21 protein-coding genes are annotated in these 23,076 nt (G+C 73.8%); 10 read left to right on the top strand and 11 right to left on the bottom strand.

Annotated elements, in window-relative coordinates; translation table 11 throughout:
- Positions 1 to 348 precede the first annotated feature (348 nt).
- The 5 genes from IE94_RS0115795 to IE94_RS0115775 are packed head-to-tail and all read right to left on the bottom strand — an operon-like array spanning position 349 to position 5,981.
- Positions 349 to 1,146 carry a type III pantothenate kinase gene (locus IE94_RS0115795; protein WP_030184149.1) on the bottom strand — a complete coding sequence of 266 codons (798 nt, stop codon included), beginning with the start codon at positions 1,144 to 1,146 and terminating at the stop codon, positions 349 to 351.
- Positions 1,147 to 1,151: 5 nt separating this feature from the next.
- Entirely contained in the window at positions 1,152 to 2,141 is a 990-nt protein-coding gene (nadC, locus tag IE94_RS0115790) for a carboxylating nicotinate-nucleotide diphosphorylase (RefSeq protein WP_030184142.1), read from the bottom strand.
- 5 nt (positions 2,142 to 2,146) lie between these two features.
- A complete protein-coding gene (locus IE94_RS0115785) occupies positions 2,147 to 3,868 on the bottom strand; it encodes an L-aspartate oxidase (RefSeq protein WP_030184138.1) in 1,722 nt (573 codons plus the stop codon).
- On the bottom strand, positions 3,865 to 4,875 hold the full coding sequence (panC, locus tag IE94_RS0115780) for a pantoate--beta-alanine ligase (RefSeq protein ID WP_030184135.1): 1,011 nt from the start codon (positions 4,873 to 4,875) through the stop codon (positions 3,865 to 3,867). The genes IE94_RS0115785 and panC overlap by 4 nt, the downstream gene beginning before the upstream one ends.
- Positions 4,872 to 5,981 (bottom strand): Rossmann-like and DUF2520 domain-containing protein, encoded by a 1,110-nt coding sequence (locus IE94_RS0115775; protein WP_030184133.1) that lies wholly within the window; start codon positions 5,979 to 5,981, stop codon positions 4,872 to 4,874. Before IE94_RS0115775 ends, panC begins: the two co-directional genes overlap by 4 nt.
- 199 nt (positions 5,982 to 6,180) lie before the next feature.
- On the opposite strand from IE94_RS0115775, the gene IE94_RS0115770 reads away from it, so the two are divergent.
- Entirely contained in the window at positions 6,181 to 7,374 is a 1,194-nt protein-coding gene (locus IE94_RS0115770) for a threonine aldolase family protein (protein ID WP_030184131.1), read from the top strand.
- An 18-nt stretch (positions 7,375 to 7,392) separates the two neighbouring features.
- Here the strand turns inward: IE94_RS0115770 and IE94_RS40625 are convergent, their stop codons facing one another.
- Positions 7,393 to 7,608, bottom strand: a complete 216-nt coding sequence (locus IE94_RS40625; protein WP_030184129.1) for a hypothetical protein — start codon at positions 7,606 to 7,608, stop codon at positions 7,393 to 7,395.
- A 172-nt stretch (positions 7,609 to 7,780) separates the two neighbouring features.
- Here IE94_RS40625 and IE94_RS0115760 point away from each other — a divergent pair, with 172 nt between their 5' ends.
- Positions 7,781 to 8,887, top strand: a complete 1,107-nt coding sequence (locus IE94_RS0115760) for a DUF5937 family protein (protein ID WP_030184127.1) — start codon at positions 7,781 to 7,783, stop codon at positions 8,885 to 8,887.
- A 140-nt stretch (positions 8,888 to 9,027) separates the two neighbouring features.
- Here the strand turns inward: IE94_RS0115760 and IE94_RS0115755 are convergent, their stop codons facing one another.
- Both IE94_RS0115755 and IE94_RS0115750 read right to left on the bottom strand, forming a co-directional pair.
- Positions 9,028 to 9,702 carry a response regulator transcription factor gene (locus tag IE94_RS0115755; protein ID WP_030184122.1) on the bottom strand — a complete coding sequence of 225 codons (675 nt, stop codon included), beginning with the start codon at positions 9,700 to 9,702 and terminating at the stop codon, positions 9,028 to 9,030.
- A 53-nt stretch (positions 9,703 to 9,755) separates the two neighbouring features.
- The gene (locus IE94_RS0115750) at positions 9,756 to 10,961 is read right to left on the bottom strand and encodes a sensor histidine kinase (RefSeq protein WP_030184121.1); all 1,206 of its coding nucleotides are present in this window, start codon (positions 10,959 to 10,961) and stop codon (positions 9,756 to 9,758) included.
- Positions 10,962 to 11,079: 118 nt separating this feature from the next.
- On the opposite strand from IE94_RS0115750, the gene IE94_RS0115745 reads away from it, so the two are divergent.
- Positions 11,080 to 12,168, top strand: coding sequence for an SAM-dependent methyltransferase (locus IE94_RS0115745; protein WP_030184119.1), 1,089 nt, complete (start codon positions 11,080 to 11,082; stop codon positions 12,166 to 12,168).
- On the opposite strand, the gene IE94_RS0115740 is transcribed toward IE94_RS0115745, so the two are convergent.
- On the bottom strand, positions 12,133 to 13,284 hold the full coding sequence (locus tag IE94_RS0115740) for an NADH-quinone oxidoreductase subunit D (protein WP_030184116.1): 1,152 nt from the start codon (positions 13,282 to 13,284) through the stop codon (positions 12,133 to 12,135). The two genes, IE94_RS0115745 and IE94_RS0115740, sit on opposite strands and share 36 nt — an antisense overlap.
- Before the next feature lie 31 nt (positions 13,285 to 13,315).
- Between IE94_RS0115740 and IE94_RS0115735 the strand changes: the two genes are divergently transcribed.
- Entirely contained in the window at positions 13,316 to 13,882 is a 567-nt protein-coding gene (locus tag IE94_RS0115735) for a PH domain-containing protein (protein WP_037922720.1), read from the top strand.
- Positions 13,879 to 15,438, top strand: a complete 1,560-nt coding sequence (locus IE94_RS0115730; RefSeq protein ID WP_425337968.1) for a PH domain-containing protein — start codon at positions 13,879 to 13,881, stop codon at positions 15,436 to 15,438. The genes IE94_RS0115735 and IE94_RS0115730 overlap by 4 nt, the downstream gene beginning before the upstream one ends.
- Positions 15,439 to 15,514: 76 nt before the next feature.
- On the opposite strand, the gene IE94_RS0115725 is transcribed toward IE94_RS0115730, so the two are convergent.
- Entirely contained in the window at positions 15,515 to 16,657 is a 1,143-nt protein-coding gene (locus tag IE94_RS0115725) for a hypothetical protein (protein ID WP_030184111.1), read from the bottom strand.
- 250 nt (positions 16,658 to 16,907) lie between these two features.
- The gene (locus tag IE94_RS0115720; RefSeq protein ID WP_030184103.1) at positions 16,908 to 18,041 is read right to left on the bottom strand and encodes an alpha/beta hydrolase; all 1,134 of its coding nucleotides are present in this window, start codon (positions 18,039 to 18,041) and stop codon (positions 16,908 to 16,910) included.
- 183 nt (positions 18,042 to 18,224) lie between these two features.
- Between IE94_RS0115720 and IE94_RS0115715 the strand changes: the two genes are divergently transcribed.
- The 5 genes from IE94_RS0115715 to folK all read left to right on the top strand — a co-directional run bounded on the left by IE94_RS0115715 (position 18,225) and on the right by folK (position 23,017).
- Positions 18,225 to 20,030: a phosphatidylglycerol lysyltransferase domain-containing protein gene (locus IE94_RS0115715; RefSeq protein ID WP_030184101.1), complete on the top strand. Its 1,806-nt coding sequence runs from the start codon at positions 18,225 to 18,227 to the stop codon at positions 20,028 to 20,030.
- A gap of 406 nt (positions 20,031 to 20,436) precedes the next feature.
- Complete coding sequence (gene folP, locus IE94_RS0115710; RefSeq protein WP_030184098.1) at positions 20,437 to 21,300, top strand: dihydropteroate synthase; 864 nt, start codon at positions 20,437 to 20,439, stop codon at positions 21,298 to 21,300.
- Positions 21,297 to 21,800, top strand: coding sequence for a nuclear transport factor 2 family protein (locus tag IE94_RS0115705; RefSeq protein WP_030184095.1), 504 nt, complete (start codon positions 21,297 to 21,299; stop codon positions 21,798 to 21,800). Before folP ends, IE94_RS0115705 begins: the two co-directional genes overlap by 4 nt.
- 249 nt (positions 21,801 to 22,049) lie before the next feature.
- Positions 22,050 to 22,409 (top strand): dihydroneopterin aldolase, encoded by a 360-nt coding sequence (folB, locus tag IE94_RS0115700; protein ID WP_030184092.1) that lies wholly within the window; start codon positions 22,050 to 22,052, stop codon positions 22,407 to 22,409.
- The gene (gene folK / locus IE94_RS0115695) at positions 22,406 to 23,017 is read left to right on the top strand and encodes a 2-amino-4-hydroxy-6-hydroxymethyldihydropteridine diphosphokinase (protein WP_030184091.1); all 612 of its coding nucleotides are present in this window, start codon (positions 22,406 to 22,408) and stop codon (positions 23,015 to 23,017) included. Before folB ends, folK begins: the two co-directional genes overlap by 4 nt.
- The last annotated feature ends 59 nt before the right edge of the window (positions 23,018 to 23,076 follow it).

The raw sequence follows: 23,076 nt of genomic DNA, 5'->3' as shown, positions 1-23,076 counted from the left end.
CGTGCACACCCACTCGGATGCGGGTGCCTGCGGCGGCCTGTGCGGGGTGGGTGGGGGTGCGGGTAGCGCCTTGGGTTCGGTGGGTGGGTCGGGGCCGCGCCGGGGGGTGTCCGTCCTCGGAACGGCGCGGAATCGGTGGGGCAGAGAAGTGGGCTCCGTTGACGCGCCAACCGCTGCGGGCGGACACCCCCCCGACACGTCCCCTTCTCGCCGTACGCGGCTGCTGCCGCCCACGCCCCGCGCCCCCCGCCGCCGTACGCGGCTGCTGCCGCCCACGCTCCGCGTCCCCCACTCGCCGTACGCGGCTCTCCCGCCGCTCCGCCGGGCTGCGTCCCCACCCCCGCGCGCCTACATGCGCGACACGTTCCGTTCGTACACCAGTCGCAATCCCATCAGTGTCAGCCACGGCTCGTGCTCGTCGATGACCGAGGACTCGCCCAGCACCATCGGTGCCAGTCCGCCCGTCGCGATGACCGTCACGTCGTCCGGGTCGTCGGCCAGCTCCCGCGCCATGCGGTTGACGACGCCGTCGACCTGGCCGGCGAAGCCGTACACGATCCCGGACTGCATCGCCTCGACCGTGTTCTTGCCGATCACGCTGCGGGGACGGGCCACCTCGATCTTGCGGAGCTGGGCGCCCTTGACGCCGAGTGCCTCGACCGAGATCTCGATGCCGGGGGCGATGACGCCGCCGACGTACTCCCCGCGCGCGCTGACCGCGTCGAACGTCGTCGCCGTGCCGAAGTCCACGACGATCGCCGGGCCGCCGTAGAGCTCCACGGCCGCGACCGCGTTGATGATGCGGTCGGCGCCGACCTCCTTGGGGTGGTCGGTGAGGATCGGGACGCCGGTCTTGACGCCCGGTTCGACCAGGACCGCGGGGACGTCGCCGTAGTAGCGGCGGGTGACCTCGCGCAGTTCGTGCAGGACCGAGGGGACCGTCGCGCAGATGGCGATGCCGTCGATGCCGTCGCCCAGTTCGTCGCCGAGCAGCGGGTGCATGCCCATCAGGCCCTGGAGGAGGACCGCGAGCTCGTCGGCCGTGCGGCGCGAGTCCGTGGAGATGCGCCAGTGCTCGACGATGTCCTCGCCGTCGAAGAGCCCGAGGACGGTGTGCGTGTTGCCTACGTCGATCGTCAGCAGCATGGGGTCTACTCCGCCGCTCGCAGGTCCAGGCCGATGTCCAGGATCGGGGAGCTGTGGGTGAGGGCGCCCACGGCCAGGTAGTCGACGCCCGTGTCCGCGTACGCCTTGGCGTTGGCCAGGGTCAGTCGGCCCGATGCCTCCAGCGCGGCGCGGCCGGCGACCAGGGCGACCGCCTCCTCGCACTCGTCCGGGGTGAAGTTGTCCAGGAGGATCAGGTCGGCGCCCGCGTCCACGACCTCGCGGAGCTGGTGCAGGGTGTCGACCTCGACCTCGATGGGCAGCTCGGGGAAGCTCTCGCGCACCGCGTTGAAGGCCTCGGCGACGCCGCCCGCGGCGACCACGTGGTTGTCCTTGACGAGGGCCGCGTCCGAGAGGGACATGCGGTGGTTGACGCCGCCGCCGCAGCGGACCGCGAACTTCTCCAGGCTGCGCAGCCCGGGGGTGGTCTTGCGGGTGTCGCGGACCTTGGCCTTCGTGCCCTCCAGGGCGTCCGCCCACGCGCGCGTGGCCGACGCGATGCCCGACATGCGGCACAGGAGGTTCAGCGCGCTGCGTTCGGCGGTCAGGATGTCGCGGGTGCGGGTGGTGACGGAGAGGAGCTTCTGGCCCTCCGCCACGCGGTCGCCGTCGTCGACGTGGCGCTCCACCTCGAACTCGTCCGTGCAGACGATCGACAGCACCGCCTCGGCGACCCTGAGACCCGCCACGACGCCCGCCTCGCGCGCGGTGAAGTCGGCGGTCGCCACGGCGTCCTCGGGGATGGTCGCGACGGTCGTCACGTCCACGCCGCCCGCCAGGTCCTCCTGGATGGCGACGTTCGCGATGTCCTCGACCTCGACCGGGTCGAGTCCGGAGTCCAGCAGGAGCGCCGCGAGCGCGGGGTCGAGGCCGCACTCCATGTAGGCGTCTTCCTCGGTGTCCGCGCCGCAGGCGCAGCCGTCGCCGCAGCCTCCGCCGGAGACGAGGGGGAGTTCGGAGGGGTCGGAGGGGTTCACTGCTGTCACTGCTCCTGGGGACGGTGCGTCGGCTGGGCGCCGTGGACGGTCGGGGGGAATTCTGGCGTGTCCGTGGGGTGCACGGCGAGGGTTCGGTCCGGGTTCAGCCGTACGACGATGTGGCGGCGCCACGTCGTGTCGTCGCGCTCCGCGTGGTCCTCGCGCCAGTGGCAGCCGCGGGTCTCCTCGCGCCGTGCCGCCGCGGCCACCAGGACCCGGGCCACGCACAGGAGGTTGGTGGCCTCCCAGGTGTCGACGCCCGGCTCGGACGTCTTGCCGTGCTCGTGCAGGGCCTCGCGGGCCTCGGCGTGGAGGCCGTGCAGCCGGTCGGCCGCGCGCGTGAGGGAGTCCGCCGAGCGCAGGACCCCGGCGCCCTCCGTCATGATCCGCTGGATCGTGAGGCGGGCCTCGGGCGGCAGGAGGGGGTGCTCCGGGTGCTCCGGGTGCGCGAGGGGGGCCGGTACGCGCGCGTCGACCGTCCCCGCCGCGATGTCGGCCGCGATGCGCTCGGCGTAGACCAGGCCCTCCAGGAGGGAGTTGGACGCGAGGCGGTTGGCGCCGTGCACGCCGGTGCAGGCGACCTCGCCGCACGCGTACAGGCCGGGGACCGTCGTACGGCCGTGGGCGTCGGTGCGCACGCCGCCCGAGGCGTAGTGGGCGGCCGGGGCCACGGGGACCGGCTCGGTGACCGGGTCGATGCCGTGGGCGCGGCAGGCGGCGAGGATCGTGGGGAAGCGGTGCTCCCACATGTCGGCGCCGAAGTGGCGGGCGTCCAGGTACATGTGGTCGGCGCCCCGCTCCTGCATGCGGCGCGTGATGGCCTTGGCGACGATGTCGCGCGGGGCGAGTTCGGCGAGTTCGTGCTGTCCCAGCATGAAGCGCACGCCGTCCGCGTCCACCAGGTGGGCGCCCTCGCCGCGCACCGCCTCGGAGACCAGGGGCTGCTGGCCCTCGGCGTCCGGGCCCAGGAACAGGACGGTGGGGTGGAACTGGACGAACTCGAGGTCGCTGACCTCGGCTCCCGCGCGCAGGGCGAGGGCCACGCCGTCGCCCGTGGAGACGGAGGGGTTCGTCGTCGCCGAGAAGACCTGGCCCATGCCGCCGGTGGCGAGGACCACCGCGGGGGCGTGGACCGCACCGACGCCGTCGTGCTGGCCCTCGCCCATGACGTGCAGGGTGACACCGGCGGTGCGGCCGTCGGCGTCTGTGAGGAGGTCGAGGACCAGGGCGTTCTCGATGGTGCGCAGCCCGCGCGCGCGGACCGCCTCCACCAGGGCGCGGGAGATCTCGGCGCCGGTCGCGTCGCCGCCCGCGTGGGCGATGCGGCGGCGGTGGTGGCCGCCCTCCCGGGTGAGCGCCAGGCCGCCCTCGGTGGACTCGTCGAAGTGCGCACCGGTCGCGATGAGCCGGCGTACGGCGTCGGGGCCCTCGGTGACCAGGATGCGGACCGCTTCCGCGTCGCACAGGCCGACGCCGGCGACCAGGGTGTCGTCCAGGTGCTGCTGGGGGGTGTCGCCCTCGCCGAGGGCCGCGGCGACGCCGCCCTGGGCCCAGCGGGTGGAGCCGTCGTCCAGGCGGGCCTTGGTGACGACGACGGTCCTCAGACCGGCGGCCTCGCAGCGCAGGGCCGCGGTGAGGCCGGCGACGCCGGAGCCGACGACCACCACGTCCGCGGCGATGGCCCAGCCGGGCGCGGGGGCGTGCAGTCGTATGCCTGTGCTGGTCACGAGGCGGCTCCGAGGGGTCCGAAGGTGAGGTGGACGTTGTCGATCAGGCGGGTCGCGCCGACCCGGGCCGCGACGGCGAGGACGGCCTCGCCGGTGTGGTCGTCACCGATCTCGGTGAAGTCGGACGGGTCGACCAGCGCGAGGTAGTCCAGCTCCAGGGGCGGGGTGGCGCGGGCGGCGTCGTCCAGCACCAGGCGGGCGGCGTCCCGGACGGCCGTGGCGCTGCCGGGCGCTGACGTGGCGACGGCGTGCGCGTCGGCCGCCGCGCGGGACTCGCCCAGGGCGTTCAGCGCCTCGGCGCGCGCCCGGGTGGCGGGCACTTCGCGGGCTCGCGCGCGCAGCGCCTCCTGGGCCGCGTGCCGGTCCTGGCCGGCGAAGAGCGCCTGCGAGAGCGCGAGGGCGGTGCGGCGTTCCGAGGTGGAGAGGTAGCGGTTGCGGCTGGACAGGGCCAGGCCGTCCTCCTCGCGCACGGTGGGGACGCCGACGATCTCCACGCCGAAGTTCAGGTCGCGGACCATGCGGCGGATCAGCGCGAGCTGCTGGGAGTCCTTCTGGCCGTAGAGGGCGAGGTCGGGGCGGGTGAGGTGGAGCAGCTTGGCGACGACGGTGAGCATGCCGTCGAAGTGGCCGGGGCGGGAGGCGCCCTCCAGGCGCTCTCCCATGGGGCCGGCGGTGATCCGCACCTGGGGTTCACCGCCCGGGTAGACCTCCTCGACGGCGGGGGCGAAGACGGCGTCGGCGCCCGCCCGCCCGGCGATCTCCAGGTCGGCCTCCAGGGTGCGCGGGTAGCGGTCGAGGTCCTCGCCGGCGCCGAACTGGAGGGGGTTCACGAAGACCGTGACGACGACCTCGCCGCCGGGGCCCGCGAGGTCGCGCGCCGTGCGGATCAGGGTGGCGTGGCCCTCGTGCAGGGCGCCCATGGTCATCACGACGGCCCGGCGGCCGTGCCGTACGCGCGCGTGCAGTTCGTCGGCGGTGCGGAGCAGGACGGGCGGGGTGGTGGTCATCGGGCGCCTCCATCGGTGCCGTCGGTTCCGTCGGTTCCGTCGGTTCCTTCCGTGCCTTCCGTGCCTTCCGTGCCTTCGCGGCCAGGGGTCTCGCCGGGGCGTTCGGTGCCGGGCTTTCCGTCCGGGGCCGGGCTGCCGGTGGCTCCGGTGCCGCCGGTGGATCCGGCGGATCCGGTGGATCCGGTGCCGTCAGTGGTCGGTGTGGCTCCGTCGGCGAGCACGCCGAGCAGGTCCTCGGCGAGTTCGGGCTTCAGCAGGCCGTGGTCGAGCGCGCGGTCGGCGGTCGCGCGGGCCATCGCCAGGTAGCCGGCGACGGCCTGGGGGGCGTGTTCGCGCAGCTCCACGATGTGCGCGGCGACCGTGCCCGCGTCCCCGCGCGCGACGGGGCCGGTGAGGGCCGCGTCGCCGGAGCGCAGCGCGTTGTCGAGGGAGGCGCCGAGCAGCGGGCCCAGCATCCGGTCGGGGGCCGTCACGCCGGCCGTGCGCAGCAGTTCCATCGACTGGGCCACCAGGGTGATCAGGTGGTTGGAGCCGAGGGCCAGCGCCGCGTGGTACAGCGGGCGCATGTCCTCGGCGATCCACTCCGGCTCACCGCCCATCTCGATGACCAGGGCCTCGGCGGCCAGGCGCAGTTCCTCGGGCGCGGTGACGCCGAAGGAGCAGCCGGCCAGGCGCTGGACGTCCACCGGGGTGCCGGTGAAGGTCATCGCCGGGTGCAGGGCCAGCGGCAGGGCGCCGGCCCGCAGCGCGGGGTCCAGGACCCTCGCGCCGTACCGCCCGGAGGTGTGCACCAGCAGCTGGCCCGGGCGCACCGCCCCGGTCTCGGCGAGGCCGGTCACCAGGCCGGGCAGTGCGTCGTCGGGGACGGTCAGCAGGACCAGCTCGGCGCGCTGGAGGACTTCCGCGGGCGTCATGAGCGGCACGTCGGGGAGGAGGGCGGCGGCACGCTTCCTGGAGGCGTCGGAGACCCCGGAGACGGCCACCGGGCGGTGCCCGGCGAGCTGGAGGGACGCGGCCAGCGCGGGGCCCACCCGTCCGGCGCCGACGACGCCTACGGTGAGCCGCGCGGGGCGGTCCTTGGGGTCTGGCTGTGGGGTTGTGTTCACGCGGCGACGGCCTTCCCGTTCCAGTCCGCTCGGGGTACCGGACGATTTCTCGTCATGTTAACGCGATCCGTCCGGGCGACGTCCGGTTGTCCACAGGCTGTGGGTTTCCGTGCGGCACCGGGCCACACACCCGGGGCGCGTGTCGGAACCTGTGGGAAACCGGGTGCCCGGCGGGCGGTCCGCGCGACATGATCCCGGCATGAGCGACACGGCAGAGCGACACGACCAGGCTGAACCGACGGAACCGGAGGAACCGCAGGAGCGGCGTCACGAGCGGCTGCGGGAGCGGCGCGTGGCCGCCCTCCGCGGTGCGCGGCGCGCCCTCGCCCGCCCGGGTTTCGTCACCACCCTGCGGGAGCGCCTGGCCCTGCTGGACGGGGCCGACGAGCTGTACGACCTCGACGAGCCGTCCGACATGTACGGCCACGGCGTCGTGGCGGCCCTGGAGGACAGGACCGCCGCCCTGCTCGGCACCGAGGACGCCGCCTTCTTCCCGACCGGGACCATGGCCCAGCAGGTGGCCCTGCGCTGCTGGGCGGGCCGCACCGGCAACCCGGTCGTCGCGCTGCACGGACTCGGCCATCCCGAGGTGCACGAGCGCGACGCCTTCAGCCGGGTCGGCGGACTGCGTCCCGTACGGCTGACCGACGCGGCGCGGCAGCCGACCGCCGACGAGGTGCGCGGATTCGAGGAGCCGTTCGGGGCGCTGATGCTGGAACTGCCGCTCAGGGAGGCCGGATACCTGCTGCCCACCTGGGAGGAGCTCACCGAGGTCGTGGAGGCCGCCCGGGAGCGCGACGCGGTGGTCCACTTCGACGGGGCCCGCCTGTGGGAGTGCACCGTCCACTTCGGCCGCCCCCTGGCCGAGATCGCGGGCCTGGCGGACAGCGTGTACGTGTCGTTCTACAAGTCCCTCAAGGGCTACGGCGGCGCCGCGCTGGCCGGTCCGCGGACGCTGGTCGAGGAGGCGAAGGCCTGGCGGCACCGGTACGGCGGCCAGGTGTTCCAGCAGTTCCCCACGGTGCTGTCCGCCCTGGCCGGCCTGGAGCGCGAGCTGCCGAGGCTGCCCGCGTACGTGACCCACGCGCGCGTGGTGGCCGCCGCGCTGCTCGAGGGACTCGCGGCGGCCGGGCTGCCGTGGGCGCGGGTGCATCCGGAGGTGCCGCACACGCACGAGTTCCAGGTCTGGCTGCCGTGCGACCCCGAGGTCGCGGGTGAGGCCGCGCTGCGGCAGGCCGAGGAGACCGGGACGATGCTGTTCTCCCGGCCCTGGGACGCGGGCGGGCCCGGGATCGCGCTCACCGAGGTCTCCGTGGGCGAGTCGGGCCTGGAGTGGACGGTCGACGACGTGCGGGCCGCGGTCGCCGACTTCGCCGCCCGGCTGACGGCCTGACGCCGGGCGCCCGGCCGGTCAGCCCAGGGCGCGCGGCCACAGCGACCGCCACCGGCGCAGCGCCCGCCGTACCCGGCCGTGCGCCGGGCGGCCGGCGAGCACCGCCCGGAACCGACGGCGGTCCTGCCACTCGCGTACGACCCGCCGGTCGTGCGTGCCGGGCGCGGGCGGCGCGGGCTCTCCGAGCTGCCGGGCACGGTAGGTGTCGAGGAGGTACTGCTGCGTGATGCTCATGGCGGACCGCCTTCTCAAGGGTGGTGGAGAGGGGGGAGGTGGGGGTCGGTACGGGCGCCGCGGCTGGACCGATGGACCCAGGCTGCTCCGGTCGGCGTGCCGCGGTCGCGTCGATTGACTGCGGCGGTCAATCGGCGGCCGCGTTGTCGGTGGCGGCGTGCACCATGGGGGCATGAGCGTGCGCATCGACATCACGGGGCTGCGGCCGGAGAGGATCACCGTCGTGCCCTCCCCGCTGGCCGAGCTGGGCATGGCGCTGCACGCGCTGTCCGAGCCGGGGCACCACCCGGGACTGCAGGGCTGGGCGACCGGCGTGACCGCCCGGCTCGACTCGCATCTGGCCGACCGGATGTGCGAGGCCGACTTCCTGTGGCGGACGACCTTCTCGGACCTGTTCATGCCGTTCGCCGGGGTGCTGGGGCGCAGCACCCTGCCCGGCGCCACCCTCGCCGACGACCTGGACCTGCTGGACAGGCTGTCCGACGAGCAGTTCGTCGACGCGGCCCTGGAGTTCACCTGCGCGCTGCCGTACAGCACCGGTGGCGTCTCGGCGCTGGACGACGCCGAGGTGCGCCGGCGGGCGCTGGACCTGGCCGCCGCGCGGGGACCGCAGCAGCTGCGGTTCAGCGAGCGGCTGCTGGCCGATCCGCCACGGATCCGGGACTGGCTGCGGCAGTTCGCGCGGGACTGCGACGAGGCCTTCTTCGCGGAGGCCTGGTCCCGGCTGCGCCACCAGCTCGCGGCGGACGCCCGGCACAAGACGGACCTGCTGCGCCACAAGGGCCTCGCGGAGGCGCTGGCCGCCGTGTCCCCGGCGGTGACGCTGGACGAGGGCGCCGCGCGGATCACCGTCGACAAGCTGGGCGACGGCCGTTCCGCGACGGCGGACGGCGGCCTGCTGCTGGTCCCGACCAGTCTGGGCTGGCCGCACCTGATGGTCCTGCACCGGTACGGCTGGCAGCCGGTGCTGCACTACCCGGTCGGCTCCCCCGAACTGGCCTCCCCGCCCTCGGTCGAGCAGCTCACGATGCGGATGACGGCGCTGTCCCACCCGGTCCGGATGCGGATCTGCCGGTACCTCGCCCGCAGCGCGTACACCACGGGCGAGCTGGCCCAGGTGCACGGCATGACGGCGCCCGAGATATCCCGGCACCTGAGCGTGCTCAAGAAGGCCCAGCTGGTCACCACCCGGCGCCGCGGCCGGTACGTCCTGCACCAGCTGGACGTCACGGTCGTGGCCCGGCTGGGCAGCGACTTCCTGGAGGGGATCCTGCGCTAGCCGGGGCGCCTGCCGGTCGGCCGACCCGGAGGTGCCGGATGCCGGCCCCGCCTGCCTGATCCGGGTGCGCGGCGCGCCCTCGTGGTCCGGCACGTACCGCACGTCCGTGACGCCGTGCGCGCGCGGTCGGTGCGGGCCGGTCAGCCGTGTCCGCCGCCGGCCCGCACCAGCCCGGTCTCGTAGGCGAGGACCACCACCTGCACGCGGTCGCGCAGGCCCAGCTTGGTCAGGATGCGGCCCACGTGCGTCTTGACGGTCGCCTCCGACAGCACGAGGCGCGCCGCGATCTCGCCGTTGGACATGCCCTGCGCGACCAGCACCATCACCTCGCGCTCCCGCTCGGTGAGCCGCTGGAGCTCCTTCTGCCGGGGCTCCTGCCCGGTGGCCGGCAGCATCGGCGCGAACCGGTCCAGCAGCCGCCGGGTGGTGGAGGGCGCGACGACCGCGTCGCCGCTGTGCACGGAGCGGATCGCGGCGAGCAGTTCGCCGGGCGGCACGTCCTTGAGCATGAAGCCGGAGGCGCCCGCCTTGAGCGCCGAGAACGCGTACTCGTCGAGGTCGAAGGTGGTCAGGATCAGCACCTTCGGCGCGTCGGGGTCCCCGCAGATCCGGCTGGTGGCCTCCACGCCGTCGAGCTTGGGCATGCGGACGTCCATCAGGACGACGTCCACGGCGGTCGAGCGCAGCACCTGGAGCGCCTCGACGCCGTCGCCCGCCTCCGCGACGACCTCCATGTCCGGCTGGGCCGCCAGCACCATCCGGAACCCGGTGCGCAGCAGCACCTGGTCGTCGACGAGCATCACGCGGATCGCCATCGGGGCCTCTTCCTTACAGGTGTCAGTGCGGTACGTGCGTGGGGGCGCGGTGGTCAGGGCGCGGGTTTCAGCGGGAGCAGCGCACTGACGCGGAATCCTCCGCCCGGGCGCGGGCCCGCGTCCAGGGTTCCGCCGACCATGCCGATCCGCTCGCGCATGCCGATCAGCCCGTGGCCCTGACCGTCGAAGCCGCCCTCCTCGTACAGCTCGTGCGGGGCGCCCTTGCCGTCGTCCTCGACGAGCAGCCCGAGCCCGTCGTCGAAGTAGACCAGGCGCACGCTCGCGCCCGCGTTCTCGCCGCCGTGCTTGCGCGTGTTGGTCAGCGCCTCCTGCACGATGCGGTACGCGGTCAGCTCCACGCCGCTGGGCAGCTGCCGGGGGGTGCCCTCGACCTTGAAGTCGACCGGCAGCCCCGAGGTGCGGCACTGCTCGACGAGGTCCTCGATCTGCTCGACGTCGGGCTGCGGGACGTACTCCCCGGCCTCCTTGTGCTCGCCGGTGCGCAGCACGCCGAGCAGGCGGCGCATCTCCGCGAGCGCCTGCCGGCCGGTGGAGGAGATGGTCTCCAGGGCCTTCTTCGCCTGGTCGGGCGCGGCGTCCAGGACGTAGGCGGCGCCGTCGGCCTGCACCACCATGACGGAGACGTTGTGCGCGACGACGTCGTGCAGCTCGCGTGCGATCCGGGCGCGCTCGGCGGCGACCGCGACCTTGGCCTGCGCCTCGCGCTCCTTCTCCAGCCGGGTCGCGCGCTCCTCCAGCTGCGCGAAGTAGGCGCGCCGGGTGCGGATGGAGTCGCCGAGCACCCAGGCGAGGGCGAAGGGGACCGCCTGGAAGACCGTCACCGCGATGGTCGTGCCCATGCCCAGCTCGCTGTCGGTCCAGCGCAGCTGGGCCAGGGGCGCCGCGCACAGGCCGGTGGCCAGCGCGGTCCGGGAGGCCCAGCGGGTGCCGGTCGCGGCCACCGTGTAGATGATCACCAGGAAGGCGAAGTCGGCGGGCATCGTCGAGACGTCGCACACGAGTTGTCCCACGCCCAGCGCGACAGCGAGCAGCAGCATCCTCTCCGGCGCCCACTGGCGCAGCGCGATCACGACGCCGAGCAGCACCACGAAGGGGATGATCAGCGCCAGGTTGTCCGTCCCGTCCGCCCGCGTCCCCGGATTCGTCGAGGAGACCAGGGAGATTCCGAGCACGACGAGGGCCCAGAAGCAGTCGACACCGGTCGGGTGTCTGCGGAGGAAGTCGTAGAGGCGCTGCACGTAACCCAGCGTAGGGAAGCCGAATAGGTGCAGGGGTCAACCGGAGGGCCGATCCCCGTCGTCCGCGCGTACTCCGCAAGGTGGAGGCTCCGCTCTTCTGTGCCCCTAGCCTGTGTCCGTGACACCAGGGACGGCAGGGCTCAGAGGGTCTCCGGAGACGCCCGGGGCATGGCAGGGCTGGCGGGAGGCCACGCGCGAGGCCCTCTACGGACCGGAGGGCTTCTACCGCCGGGGGCCCGCGGGCCCGGCCGGGCACTTCCGGACGTCGGTGCACGCGTCGCCGCTGTTCGCGGGGGCCGTGGCGCGGCTGCTGTGCCGGGTCGACGAGGCGCTGGGCCGGCCCGCGGTGCTGGACTTCGTGGACATGGCGGCCGGACGGGGCGAGCTGGTCGCCGGGGTGCTGGCGACCCTGCCCACCGAGGTGGCCGCCCGCACGCGCGCGTACGCCGTCGAGGTCGCCGCCCGCCCGGGGGAGCTCGACCGTCGGGTCCGGTGGCTCGCTCGGCCTCCGGAGGGCGTCACCGGGCTGCTGTTCGCCAACGAGTGGCTCGACAACGTACCGGTGGAGGTGGCGCAGGTGGACGCCGCGGGCGTGGCGCGGCGGGTGCTCGTGCGGGGCGACGGGGCCGAGCGGCTCGGGGAGCCGGTGGCCGGGGCGGAGGCCGAGTGGCTGGCCCGGTGGTGGCCGCTGCCCGGCGAGGAGGGACTGCGGGCGGAGATCGGGCTGCCCCGCGACGAGGCCTGGGCGTCGGCCGTGGCGACCCTGGACGCCGGGCTCGCGGTGGCCGCCGACTACGCGCACACCGCGGCGGGCCGCCCGGCATTCGGGACGCTCACGGGCTTCCGGGAGGGCCGGGAGACGCAGCCGGTGCCCGACGGCTCGTGCGACATCACCGCGCACGTGGCACTGGACGCGTGCGCGGCCGCCCACACCGCGAGGTGCACTCCGGAGCACGCGCCCCCGGATGCGCTCATGCGCTCCCAGCGCGAGGCCCTCCACGCCCTGGGCATCACCGGCGCACGCCCCCCGCTCGCGCTGGCCTCCACCGACCCGGCGGCGTACGTGCGCGCCCTCGCGAGCGCCTCCCAGGCCGCCGAACTGACCGCGCCGAGCGGCCTGGGCGACTTCTGGTGGCTGCTCCAGCCGGTGGGGGACCTCGACGCCGCCGCGCTACTTGTCGATGTCGCCGACCACGAAGAACAGTGACCCCAGGATCGCCACCATGTCCGCGACCAGCGTCCCCGGCAGCAGGTCCGCCAGCGCCTGGATGTTGTTGTACGACGCCGAGCGCAGCTTCAGCCGGTACGGGGTCTTGTCGCCCTTGCTGACCAGGTAGTAGCCGTTGATGCCGAGCGGGTTCTCGGTCCAGGCGTAGGTGTGGCCCTCGGGCGCCTTCAGAACCTTCGGGAGCCGCTGGTTGACCGGCCCCGGCGCCAGCTCGGCGAGGCGGTCCAGGCAGGCGTCGGCGAGGTCGAGGGCGTTGTGCGTCTGCTCCAGCAGGCACTCGAAGCGGGCCAGGCAGTCGCCCTCGGTGCGGGTGACGACCTTGAGGGTGTCCTGGAGTTCGGCGTAGGCGAGGTAGGGCTCGTCGCGGCGCAGGTCGAAGTCGACGCCGGAGGCGCGGGCGATGGGTCCGCTGACGCCGTAGGCGTGCACGGCCTGCGCCGACAGGGCGCCCACGCCCCGCGTACGCCCCCGGAAGATCTCGTTGCCGAGCACGAGGTCGTCGAAGACGTCCATGCGCGAGCGCACGGCGGCGACGGCGGCACGCGCGCGCGTGGTCCAGCCCGCGGGGAGGTCCTCCTTGAGACCGCCGACGCGGTTGAACATGTAGTGCATGCGCCCGCCGGAGACCTCCTCCATCACGTTCTGGAGGACCTCCCGCTCCCGGAAGGCGTAGAAGACCGGGGTGATGCCGCCCAGCTCCAGCGGGTACGACCCGAGGAACATCAGGTGGTTGAGCACCCGGTTCAGCTCGGCGAGCAGCGTCCGCGTCCACACCGCGCGCGGGGGGACCTCCATGCCGAGCATCCGCTCGACGGCGAGGACGACGCCCAGCTCGTTGGAGAAGGCCGACAGCCAGTCGTGGCGGTTGGCGAGCATGATGATCTGACGGTAGTCACGGGCCTCGAACAGCTTCTCCGCGCCGCGGTGCATGTAGCCGATCACCGGTTCCGCGCTCGTGATGCGCTCGCCGTCCAGAACCAGCTTGAGCCGCAGCACGCCGTGGGTGGACGGGTGCTGGGGCCCGATGTTGAGCACCATGTCGGTGCTCTCCGCGGCACCGCCGATTCCGACCGTGGTCTCCGTCGTAGGAGTCATGGACACAGTCTCCCCTACGTACGCTGGCCCCATGGAGACGGGCAGCCCGGACGACACGGGCACGGCGGGAGCGGCACGTGCGACGCGGGCGGCGGGTGCGGCGGATCGGGCGGAGCCGGCGGTTCCGGTGCGGGACGAGCCGGTGTGGACGGGCCTGCCGCCGGGCCTGCTGCACATGCGGCGACTGCTGCTGGTGGTCTGGCTCGGCCTGCTGACGCTCGCCGCGGGGGTGCTGCCCGCGCTGTTCCTCGACCCGGCCTGGGCCGCCCTCGCACTCCTGCCGCTGGCCCTGATGGCCTGGGGCTGGGTGATGCTGGGGCGCAACTGGCGCTCCTGGCGGTACGCCGAGCGCGCCGACGACCTGCTGATCAGCCGGGGTGTGCTGTGGCGGGAGGAGACCGTCGTCCCGTACGGCCGCATGCAGTTGGTCGAGGTGACCTCCGGACCGGTCGAGCGGCACTTCGGCCTGGCCAGCGTCCAGCTGCACACGGCCGCCGCCGCGACCGACGCCACCATCCCCGGCCTCGACCCGGCCGAGGCGGAACGCCTGCGCGACCGCCTCACCGAGCTGGGCGAGGCCCGATCGGCGGGACTGTGACCGGGCCCGGGGCGGGAGAGGACACGACGGGACGGGCGGACGGCACGAGGACGTCCGGCCCGCCGTCCCCCGGCGCGATCGACGACGCCCCCCTGCACATGCCGAACCCCCACCCGGCCGAGCCCCCGAACCGCACGCCAGGGCCCACCGCACGCACGGTCGAATCCCCCGAGCCCGACGACACCACTACCACCGGGACCGGCACCTGGCCCCGCACCGGCACCGGGACCGGCACTGGCACCGACGCCTCCCCACCCGTCGACGACCTCGTGGAGCGGCGCCTGCACCCCGTCACGCCCCTGCGGCGGGCCTGGGCGCCGGTGGCCGTGATCGTCGGATGGGCCGTCCACGATCCGGACCAGGCACAGCGCCAGCTCACCCGGCTGACCACGACCCACCTGATGATCGGCCTCGCCGTCCTGATCCCGGCCGCCGCCCTGTACGGCTTCCTCACCTGGTGGTTCACCCACTACGCGGTGACCGACACCGAGCTGCGGATCCGCACCGGCCTGCTGTTCCGGCGCACCGCGCACATCCGCCTCGAACGCATCCAGGCGATCGACGTCACCCAGCCCCTGCTCGCCCGGGTCGCGGGGGTCGCCAAGCTCAAGCTCGACGTCATAGGCACCGGCAAGAAGGACGAACTGGCCTTCCTGGGCGCCGACGAGGCGAGTGCGCTGCGGGCCGAGCTGCTCGCGCGTGCGGCGGGCTTCGCGCCCGAGACCGCGCACGAGGTCGGCGAGGCCCCCGCGCGGCAGCTGCTGCGGGTGCCGCCCGGCGTCCTCGCCGTCTCCCTCCTGCTGACCGGCGCGACCTGGGGCACGCTGCTCGCCGCCGCCGTCGTACCGACACTGCTGTGGCTGGCCACCCACAACCTGTGGACAGTGCTGGCGACCGCCCTGCCGCTGGTGGGCGCCGCGGGTGCGCGCAGCGCGGGCCGGTTCGTCGGGGAGTACGACTGGACGGTGGCCGAGTCCCCGGACGGCCTCCGCATCGACCACGGCCTGCTGGACCGCGCCCACGAGACGGTGCCGCCGGGCCGGGTCCAGACCGTGCGCCTCGTGGAGCCGCTGCTGTGGCGGCGGCGCCGCTGGGTGCGGGTGGAGCTGGACGTGGCCGGGTCGTCGAACTCGGTGCTGCTGCCTGTCGCCCCGCGCGATGTCGCCGAGGCGGTCGTCGCGCGGGTGCTGCCCGGGGTCGTCGTGCCGACGGGACCTGAGCTGTCGCGCCCGCCGCGGCGGGCGGCGCGGTGCAGACCGCTGTGGTGGCGCGGCCACGGGCTCGCCGTCACCGACGCGGTCTTCGCCGCCCGGTACGGCCTGCTGCGCCGCAGCCTGGCGCTGGTCCCGCACGCCAAGGTCCAGAGCGTCCGCCTGACGCAGGGGCCCTGGCGGCGCGCCCTGCGGCTGGCCGACGTCCATGTGGACACGGGCGCGAACAAGACCGTGACGGCCCGCCTGCGCGACGCCGAGGAGGCCGCGGAGCTGCTGCGGAGCCAGGCGGAACGGTCCCGGACCGGCCGCCGGGACGCCCCGCCGGACCGCTGGATGACCTGAGACCGAACCGAACCGAACCGAACCGGACCCGGACCCGGTCGCCCGGCGTCCGGGGACCGGGGACCGGGGACCGGGGTCAGGAAACCGCGCTGCGCAGTCCCTGTACGTCGATCTGCTCGGTCTCGTCGTGGGCCGTCAGGTCGATCACCTGGCCCACGCCCCGGGACTCCTCACCGGCCTGCTTGAAGGCGACCTCGGCCTCGGCCTTGTGCAGGGCGAGCGCCTCCTGGCCGACCACGTCGGCGAGGTCCTCGTTCTGGACGGTCTCCAGAGCGGCGTCGGACGCGGCCGCCGCCCCCGACGCGCCCTCGGGGACCTTGGTGCCGAAGAAGTCGAAGCCGCCCTCGACCACCGGACGCCGCGCCGGAGCCGGCGGTACGACGGCCACCGCGGTCGGCACCGTGAAGTGCCCGTCGGTCCGCCCGGTGGGCTGCGTGGGCCGGGTGGGCTGCGCGGGCCGCTCGTCGGAGGACGTCGTCAGGGAGGCGGCGGCGGTGCGCTCGTGGCCGTCGGCCGCCTCGGACTGCCCCTGCGCCTCGTCCTCCTCCCCCGCCTCGGCCGCCGCGCCCCGGCCACCGCCGCCACCGCCGCCGTCCCCGTCGGAGCCGTCGGATGCTGCGGCCCGGTCGCCACCGTCCGGACCGGCGGACGCGTCACCGCCGAAGCGGGCCAGTGCCGCGTTCGCGCGCAGGAACAGCCGGGACCCCTCGGGCGAGAAGACCGCGGGGGCGGAGACCTCTTCGCCCCCCTCGCTCTCCTCGGCCGCCACTTCCCGCTCGGGCACTTCCTGCACCGGCGTCTCCTGCACCGGCGTCTCCTGCACCGGCGTCTCCTGCACCGGGACGGGCCGGGCCGCCGGCAGCGCGGGTGCCTGCGGCACGGCCTCTATCTCCAGCAGCCGGCGGCCCTCCAGCGCACTCGCGCGCTCGGTCTCCGCCGTGGCGTAGCGCCGCAGCAGGGAGGCGTGCTCGTTGCGCAGCCCCGCCAGCTCGGTGCGCTTGGCCCGCAGCCGGTGCTCCAGCTTCTGTCGCAGCTCGCGCGACTCCTCCAGGTCGGACTCCAGTTCGGCGACCCGTTCCTCGAAGCGCCACTCGTCGCTCGCCCGCGCGCGCGTGAGGTCGGCGACCTGGCGGCCCGCCTGTGCGTCCCAGTGCCGCATGACGACCGCGCCGACCACGGCCGTCACCGCGGCGGACGCGGCCAGCACGCGAAGGATCATGGTCTCGCTGAACAACCAGGGCCCGAGGGCGCAGGCGACCGAAACACCTGCGATCGCCGATGGAGGAAGCAGCCTGTGCAGAGGCGGGGAATGGCGGTGACGTCCACGTGGCATGGCCAGAAACTTACCGCGCGTAGGCGAATCTTGGCGCCCCGCCCCGTAAAAACACGGCCGTCTCCGACGTGTTCACAGGGAACCGGCAATCCACATCCCCGAGGACGGACGAATTACTCCGGGATTCCAAGATCATTCATGCCTTCCGTCCGCCGTCCAGCCGGGCATCCAGCCACCGCAGCGTCGCGGGAATCTCCCGCCGCCAGGTATTGAAGTTGTGCCCGCCGTTTTCCAGGATGATCGACGAGATCCGCGTCGGCCTCTTGCCCTTCACCAGTTCGATGAACTTCAGCGTGTCCTTGTAGTTCGTCTCGCCGGTCCTGCTGCTGGTGACGAGCAGTGAAGTGTCGGGAGCCGGCTTGTGCTTGAGGTACCACCACAGGTCGGCCCCCTTCCGACGCCCCTCGTCGCCCTGGAAGAGGTCGCCCGTGGTGGGGTCGTTCGGCGCGTCGTAGTACGCGGACAGCCCGGCCCCGGCGGCGTACACGTCCGGATGGTGCGCGGCGAGTTTCAGGGCGCAGTACCCACCGGTCGAGTTGCCGACGACGCCCCAGCTCCGCGGCCCCTTGTCCACCCGGTAGTGGGCGCCCACCGCCTCGGGAAGGTCCTTCGCGAAGAACGTCTCCGTCTGCGGTCCGCCCGGTACGTCCACGCACTCCGTGTCGCGCGGCGGCGCCACCGTGGGCCGCAGCATCACCAGGATCATCGGCCGCATCCGACCGGCCTTCGCCAACTCCAGTGCGGTGCGCGGGTAATGGAGTTTGTCCACCAACGCCTCGGCGGTACCCGGATATCCGGTCAGCACGACGGCCACGGGAAACGTACGGCCCCGGTGCCGCGCCTGGAAGTACTCCGGCGGCAGATAGACGAACGCGGGTGACGCGATCCGCGACGTACGCCCGACGACCCGTATTTCCTCGACCCGCCCCGAGACCTCCGGCCGCGCCCCGCCCGTCGGCGCCGCCCGTCGCTCACCGACGACCCGCAACGGCCCGTCGCCGGCATCGGCGGAGTGGTCCACGACCACACCCTGGCCGCCCTCACGCCCGAACAGATCGGCCCAACTGCCGTAGAACCCGAAGGACTGATTGGCGACCAGACCCACCGCCGCGAAGACCGCCACCTGGGTGGCGAGCAGCACACCGACCCTGCCCAGAACGGCCCGCACGCTCCGCCCGGCCAGCCGTGGCCACAGCCACACCGTCCCGGCGAACAGCAGCACACCGGCCACCACCGCCAGTGCCAGCACCTTGTCGCTCGTGAGACCCATGCCTTGCTACCTGCCCGCCGCTTCCGTACGCCCGTCCTCCGGGCTTTGTGATCAGGAGAGTGAACCTCTCCCTCCGAGACACCGTCCTAGAGGGCGCAATGTCGCCGGATGCCCGAAACGGGCCCGGATCCACGGTCTCTCGCAGAACAAACAGGTGCGATGTCTGTCAGGACAGATGAGGAAATGTCGGGCGTGGTTCCGACGAGGCCCACCCGCGTACGCCGCGCACTGCGCGGCCCCCGCCCGGAGAGCGTCCCCCTCGTCGTCGGCCGCGCCTGCGTGCTCGTCGGCCTGCTGGACATCGCGGCCGGCTCCTTCCCCCGCTTCCGGCACAGCCGGATGCACGCCCTCACCGAAGTCCTCCCCGGCTCCTTCGGCCCCTTCGCCGCGGCCCTCTCCCTCAGCGCCGGCGTCCTGCTCCTCCTGCTCGCCCACGGCCTCAAGCGCCGCAAGCGCCGGGCCTGGCGGGCGGCCGTGGCCCTGCTCCCGCTCGGCGCCGTCGCCCAGTTCACGTACCGCCACTCCCTCCTCGGCGTACTGATCTCCCTGGCCCTGCTGACCCTCCTCCTGCGCCACCGCGACGAGTTCGCCGCCCTCCCCGACCCACGCAGCCGCTGGCGGGCACTGGCCAACTTCGTTCTCATGAGCGCCGGTTCCGTCCTCCTCGGCCTGCTCGTCGTCAACGCCCACCCGCACCGCATGCTGGGCGACCCCAGCCTGGCGGACCGCCTCACCCACGTCCTGTACGGCCTGTTCGGCGTCGAGGGCCCGGTCGACTACCGGGGCAACACCTCCTGGACGGTGGCCTTCTCTCTCGGCGCCCTCGGCCTCCTGACCGCCATCACCACCATCTATCTGGCCTTCCGCCCCGAACACCCCGCGGCCCGCCTGACCGAGGACGACGAGACCCGGCTGCGCGCCCTCCTCGCCCGGCACGGCGGCCGCGACTCCCTCGGCCACTTCGCGCTGCGCCGCGACAAGGCCGTCGTCTTCTCCCCCAGCGGCAAGGCCGCCGTCACCTACCGCGTCGTCTCCGGCGTGATGCTGGCCAGCGGCGATCCGATCGGCGACGTGGAGGCGTGGCCGGGCGCCATCGAACGCTTCATGGACGAGGCCCGCGCCCACTCCTGGACCCCGGCCGTCATGGGCTGCTCGGAGACCGGCGGCGAGGTCTGGACCCGCGAGACGGGCCTCGACGCCCTCGAACTGGGCGACGAGGCGGTGGTGGACGTAGCGGATTTCTCCCTCGCCGGCCGCGCGATGCGCAACGTGCGCCAGATGGTCAAGCGCATCGAGCGCGCCGGTTACGAGACCCGGGTACGGCGCGTGGCTGACCTGTCCGACGCCGAACTGGACCGCGTGCGCCGCGCCGCCGACGCGTGGCGCGGCACGGACACCGAGCGCGGCTTCTCCATGGCCCTGGGCCGCGTCGGCGACCCGTCCGACGGCGACTGCCTGATAGCGACGGCCCACAAGCAGGATCCCGAGCCCGGCGAGTACGGCGACCTCAAGGCGGTCCTGCACTTCGTGCCGTGGGGCACGGACGGGGCATCCCTCGACCTCATGCGCCGCGACCGCGCGGCCGACCCCGGCATGAACGAACTCCTGATCGTGGCCGCGCTCCAGGCCGCCCCGAAGCTGGGCATCGCGCGGGTGTCGCTGAACTTCGCCATGTTCCGCGCGGCACTGGCGCGCGGCGAGAAGATCGGCGCGGGCCCGGTCCTCCGGGCCTGGCGCGGCCTGCTGGTCTTCCTCTCCCGCTGGTTCCAGATCGAGTCCCTGTACAAGTTCAACGCGAAGTTCCGGCCCCGGTGGGAGCCACGTTTCGTCGTCTACCGCCGCTCCGCCGACCTCCCCCGCATCGGCTTCGCCGCGATGCAGGCGGAGGGCTTCGTCACGCTGTCGCTGCCACGCTTCCTCCAACGCCGGACCCCGTCACGCCGCCCCTGCCCCCACCGCCCCCCGGAACGCGAGACCCAGACAGCGTGACGCCTGTACCCCCGTTCCGCCGGGGCGGATCACGGCCCGCCGTTCCCTGGGCACCCGGCGCGGGTGTGGGCGCGGGGTGGGGACGCAGCCCGGCGCTGCCGGGGTGCCGCTGCGCCCACCAGTGCCGCCTGGCGGTACCTCCCAGGCCGTTCAGGCACTGGGGGAGGCACGACTGCCCGCAGCTGGGGGCGGGACGGTGGGAGAGCCGCGTACGGCGAGCGGGGGACACCCCCCGGCGCGGCCCCGACCCCCCACCGAACCCACCGCGCCACCCGCACCCCCACCGGAGCCGCACAGGCGCCGCAGGCACCCGCACCCCACCCCCCGAACCCAAGGCCCACCGGAGCCGCACAGGCACCGCAGGCACCGCAGGCACCCACCGCAGCCCACCACCTACGCTGAACACATGAGCAAGCAGACCGGCCGCCGACGCCATCTCGCGGGACTGACCGCATGGGACCGCTGCGCGGTCATGGGAGTCGTCAACGTGACCCCCGACTCCTTCTCCGACGGCGGCCGCTTCTTCGACACCACCGCCGCCATCAAACACGGCCTCGACCTGGTCGCCGAGGGCGCCGACCTGGTGGACGTCGGCGGCGAGTCCACCCGTCCCGGCGCGACCCGAGTCGACGAGGACGAGGAGCTCCGGCGCGTGGTCCCGGTCGTACGCGGCCTCGCCTCCGAGGGTGTCACGGTCTCCGTCGACACCATGCGCGCCTCCGTCGCCGAGCAGGCCCTCGCCGCCGGCGCCGCCCTGGTCAACGACGTCAGCGGCGGCCTGGCCGACCCCCGGATGATCCCGGTCGTCGCCGACGCGGGCGCCCCCTTCGTCGTCATGCACTGGCGCGGCCTCCTGGAGGGCGGCAACGTCAGGGGCACCTACGCCGACGTCGTCACCGAGGTCGTGGACGAACTGCACGCACGCGTGGAGGCCGTCCTCGACGGCGGCATCGCCCCCGACCGCATCGTCGTCGACCCCGGCCTGGGCTTCTCCAAGGACGCCGAGCACGACCTCGTCCTCCTCGCCCACCTGGACCGCCTCCTCGCCCTCGGCCACCCCCTCCTCGTCGCCGCCTCCCGCAAACGCTTCCTCGGCCGCGTCCTCGCCGGCCCCGAGGCCATCCCACCCCCCGCGCGCGAGCGCGACGCCGCCACCGCCGCGGTCTCCGCACTCGCCGCGCACGCCGGCGCGTGGGCGGTACGCGTCCACGAGGTCCGCGCCACCGCCGACGCCGTACGCGTCGCCCGCGCCGTCGAAGGAGCCCGGTGAACGCCCCGCACCTCGACGTCGAACAGGTCGAGGCCGCGAACACCGCCTTCTACGAGGCACTGGAGGAAGGCGACTTCGAGAAGGTCTCCGAGTTCTGGCTCACCCCCTCCGACCTGGGCATCGACGAGTCGTACCACGACCCGGCCGACGCCGGCGTGGTCTCCTGCGTGCACCCCGGCTGGCCGGTGCTCACCGGCCGCGGCGAGGTCCTGCGCTCCTACGCCCTGATCATGGCGAACACGGACTACATCCAGTTCTTCCTCACCGACGTGCACGTCTCCGTCACCGGCGACACCGCCCTGGTCACCTGCACCGAGAACATCCTCAGCGGCGGCCCCGCCCCCGACGGCGACGAGGAGCTCGGCCCGCTCGTCGGCCAGCTCGTGGTCGCCACCAACACGTTCCGGCGCACCCCCGCCGGCTGGAAACTCTGGTCGCACCACGCCTCCCCGGTCCTCGCGGAATCCGAGGACGAGGACGGCGAGGACACACCCCCCTGACCCGGCCGCCGAACCGAGAAGTGGTTGGAATCACGGCCCGGCGGGTAGGGGCGGCTACCAACCCGTGATCCCCCGGGGCCGCCGGGGAAAACGCCCGGTGAAAACGAGCCGGCACCCCACCCCGCCCCCACCCCGCCCCCACCCCGCGACCCGGCGCTGTCGGTGCACGCGGGTAGATTCGACTGGGGCCGCCGTACCACCCGCACGTGGTGCGACCGGCCGAGACCGACGACTGCAGGAGTGATTCGCGTGGATCGTGTCGCGCTGCGCGGCCTGAAGGCCCGTGGGCACCACGGTGTGTTCCCCAAGGAGCGCGAGGAGGGCCAGACCTTCCTCGTGGACATCGTCCTTGGCCTGGACACCCGCCCGGCCGCGGCCGACGACGACCTGGCGAAGACCGTGCACTACGGCATCGTGGCCGAGGAAGTCGTGGCCGTGGTCGAGGGCGAGCCGGTCAACCTCGTGGAGACCCTCGCCGAACGCATCGCCCAGGTCTGTCTGAAGCACGAAGGGGTCCAGGAGGTCGAGGTCTGCGTCCACAAGCCGGACGCGCCGATCACCGTCCCGTTCGACGACGTGACCGTCACCATCATCCGGAGCCGTGTATGAGCGCCCCCTTCGCCCAGGGTCCGAGCGACCCGACCGTACAGCCCGTGCCCGCCTCCGTCATCGAGCAGGTCGACGCCGCGGACACCACCCTGTCCAACCCCAAGCGCGCGGTGATCGCCCTCGGCGCCAACCTGGGCAACCGCCTGGAAACCCTCCAGGGCGCGATCGACGCCCTGGAGGACACTCCGGGCGTACGCGTCAAAGGGGTCTCGCCGGTCTACGAGACCGAGCCGTGGGGCGTCGCGCCCGACAGCCAGCCTTCCTACTTCAACGCGGTCGTGATCGTGAAGACGACGCTGCCCCCGTCCTCGCTCCTGGAGCGGGCACACGCGGTGGAGGAGGCCTTCCACCGGGTCCGCGACGAGCAATGGGGCCCACGCACCCTGGACGTCGACATCGTCGCCTACGCCGAGGTCGTCTCCGACGACCCGCGGCTCACCCTCCCCCACCCTCGCGCCCACGAGCGCGCCTTCGTGCTGGCCCCCTGGCTGGACGTGGACCCCGAGGCCGCGCTGCCCGGGCAGGGCAGGGTCGCCGACCTCCTGGCGGCCGTCACCCGCGAGGGCATCGCGCCCCGCGCCGACCTGGAACTCCGGCTGCCCGAGTAGTCGTTAAGGTCGACGAGGACGACGAGGTCAGGACGACCCGCGCCGGGGAGCGAAGGGAC

The sequence above is a fragment of the Streptomyces violaceorubidus genome (assembly GCF_000717995.1).
GTDB classification, from domain to species: Bacteria; Actinomycetota; Actinomycetes; order Streptomycetales; family Streptomycetaceae; genus Streptomyces; species Streptomyces violaceorubidus.
The sequence above is the reverse complement of the archived record's forward strand: the minus strand, read 5'-3'. Positions and strand labels throughout refer to the sequence as shown.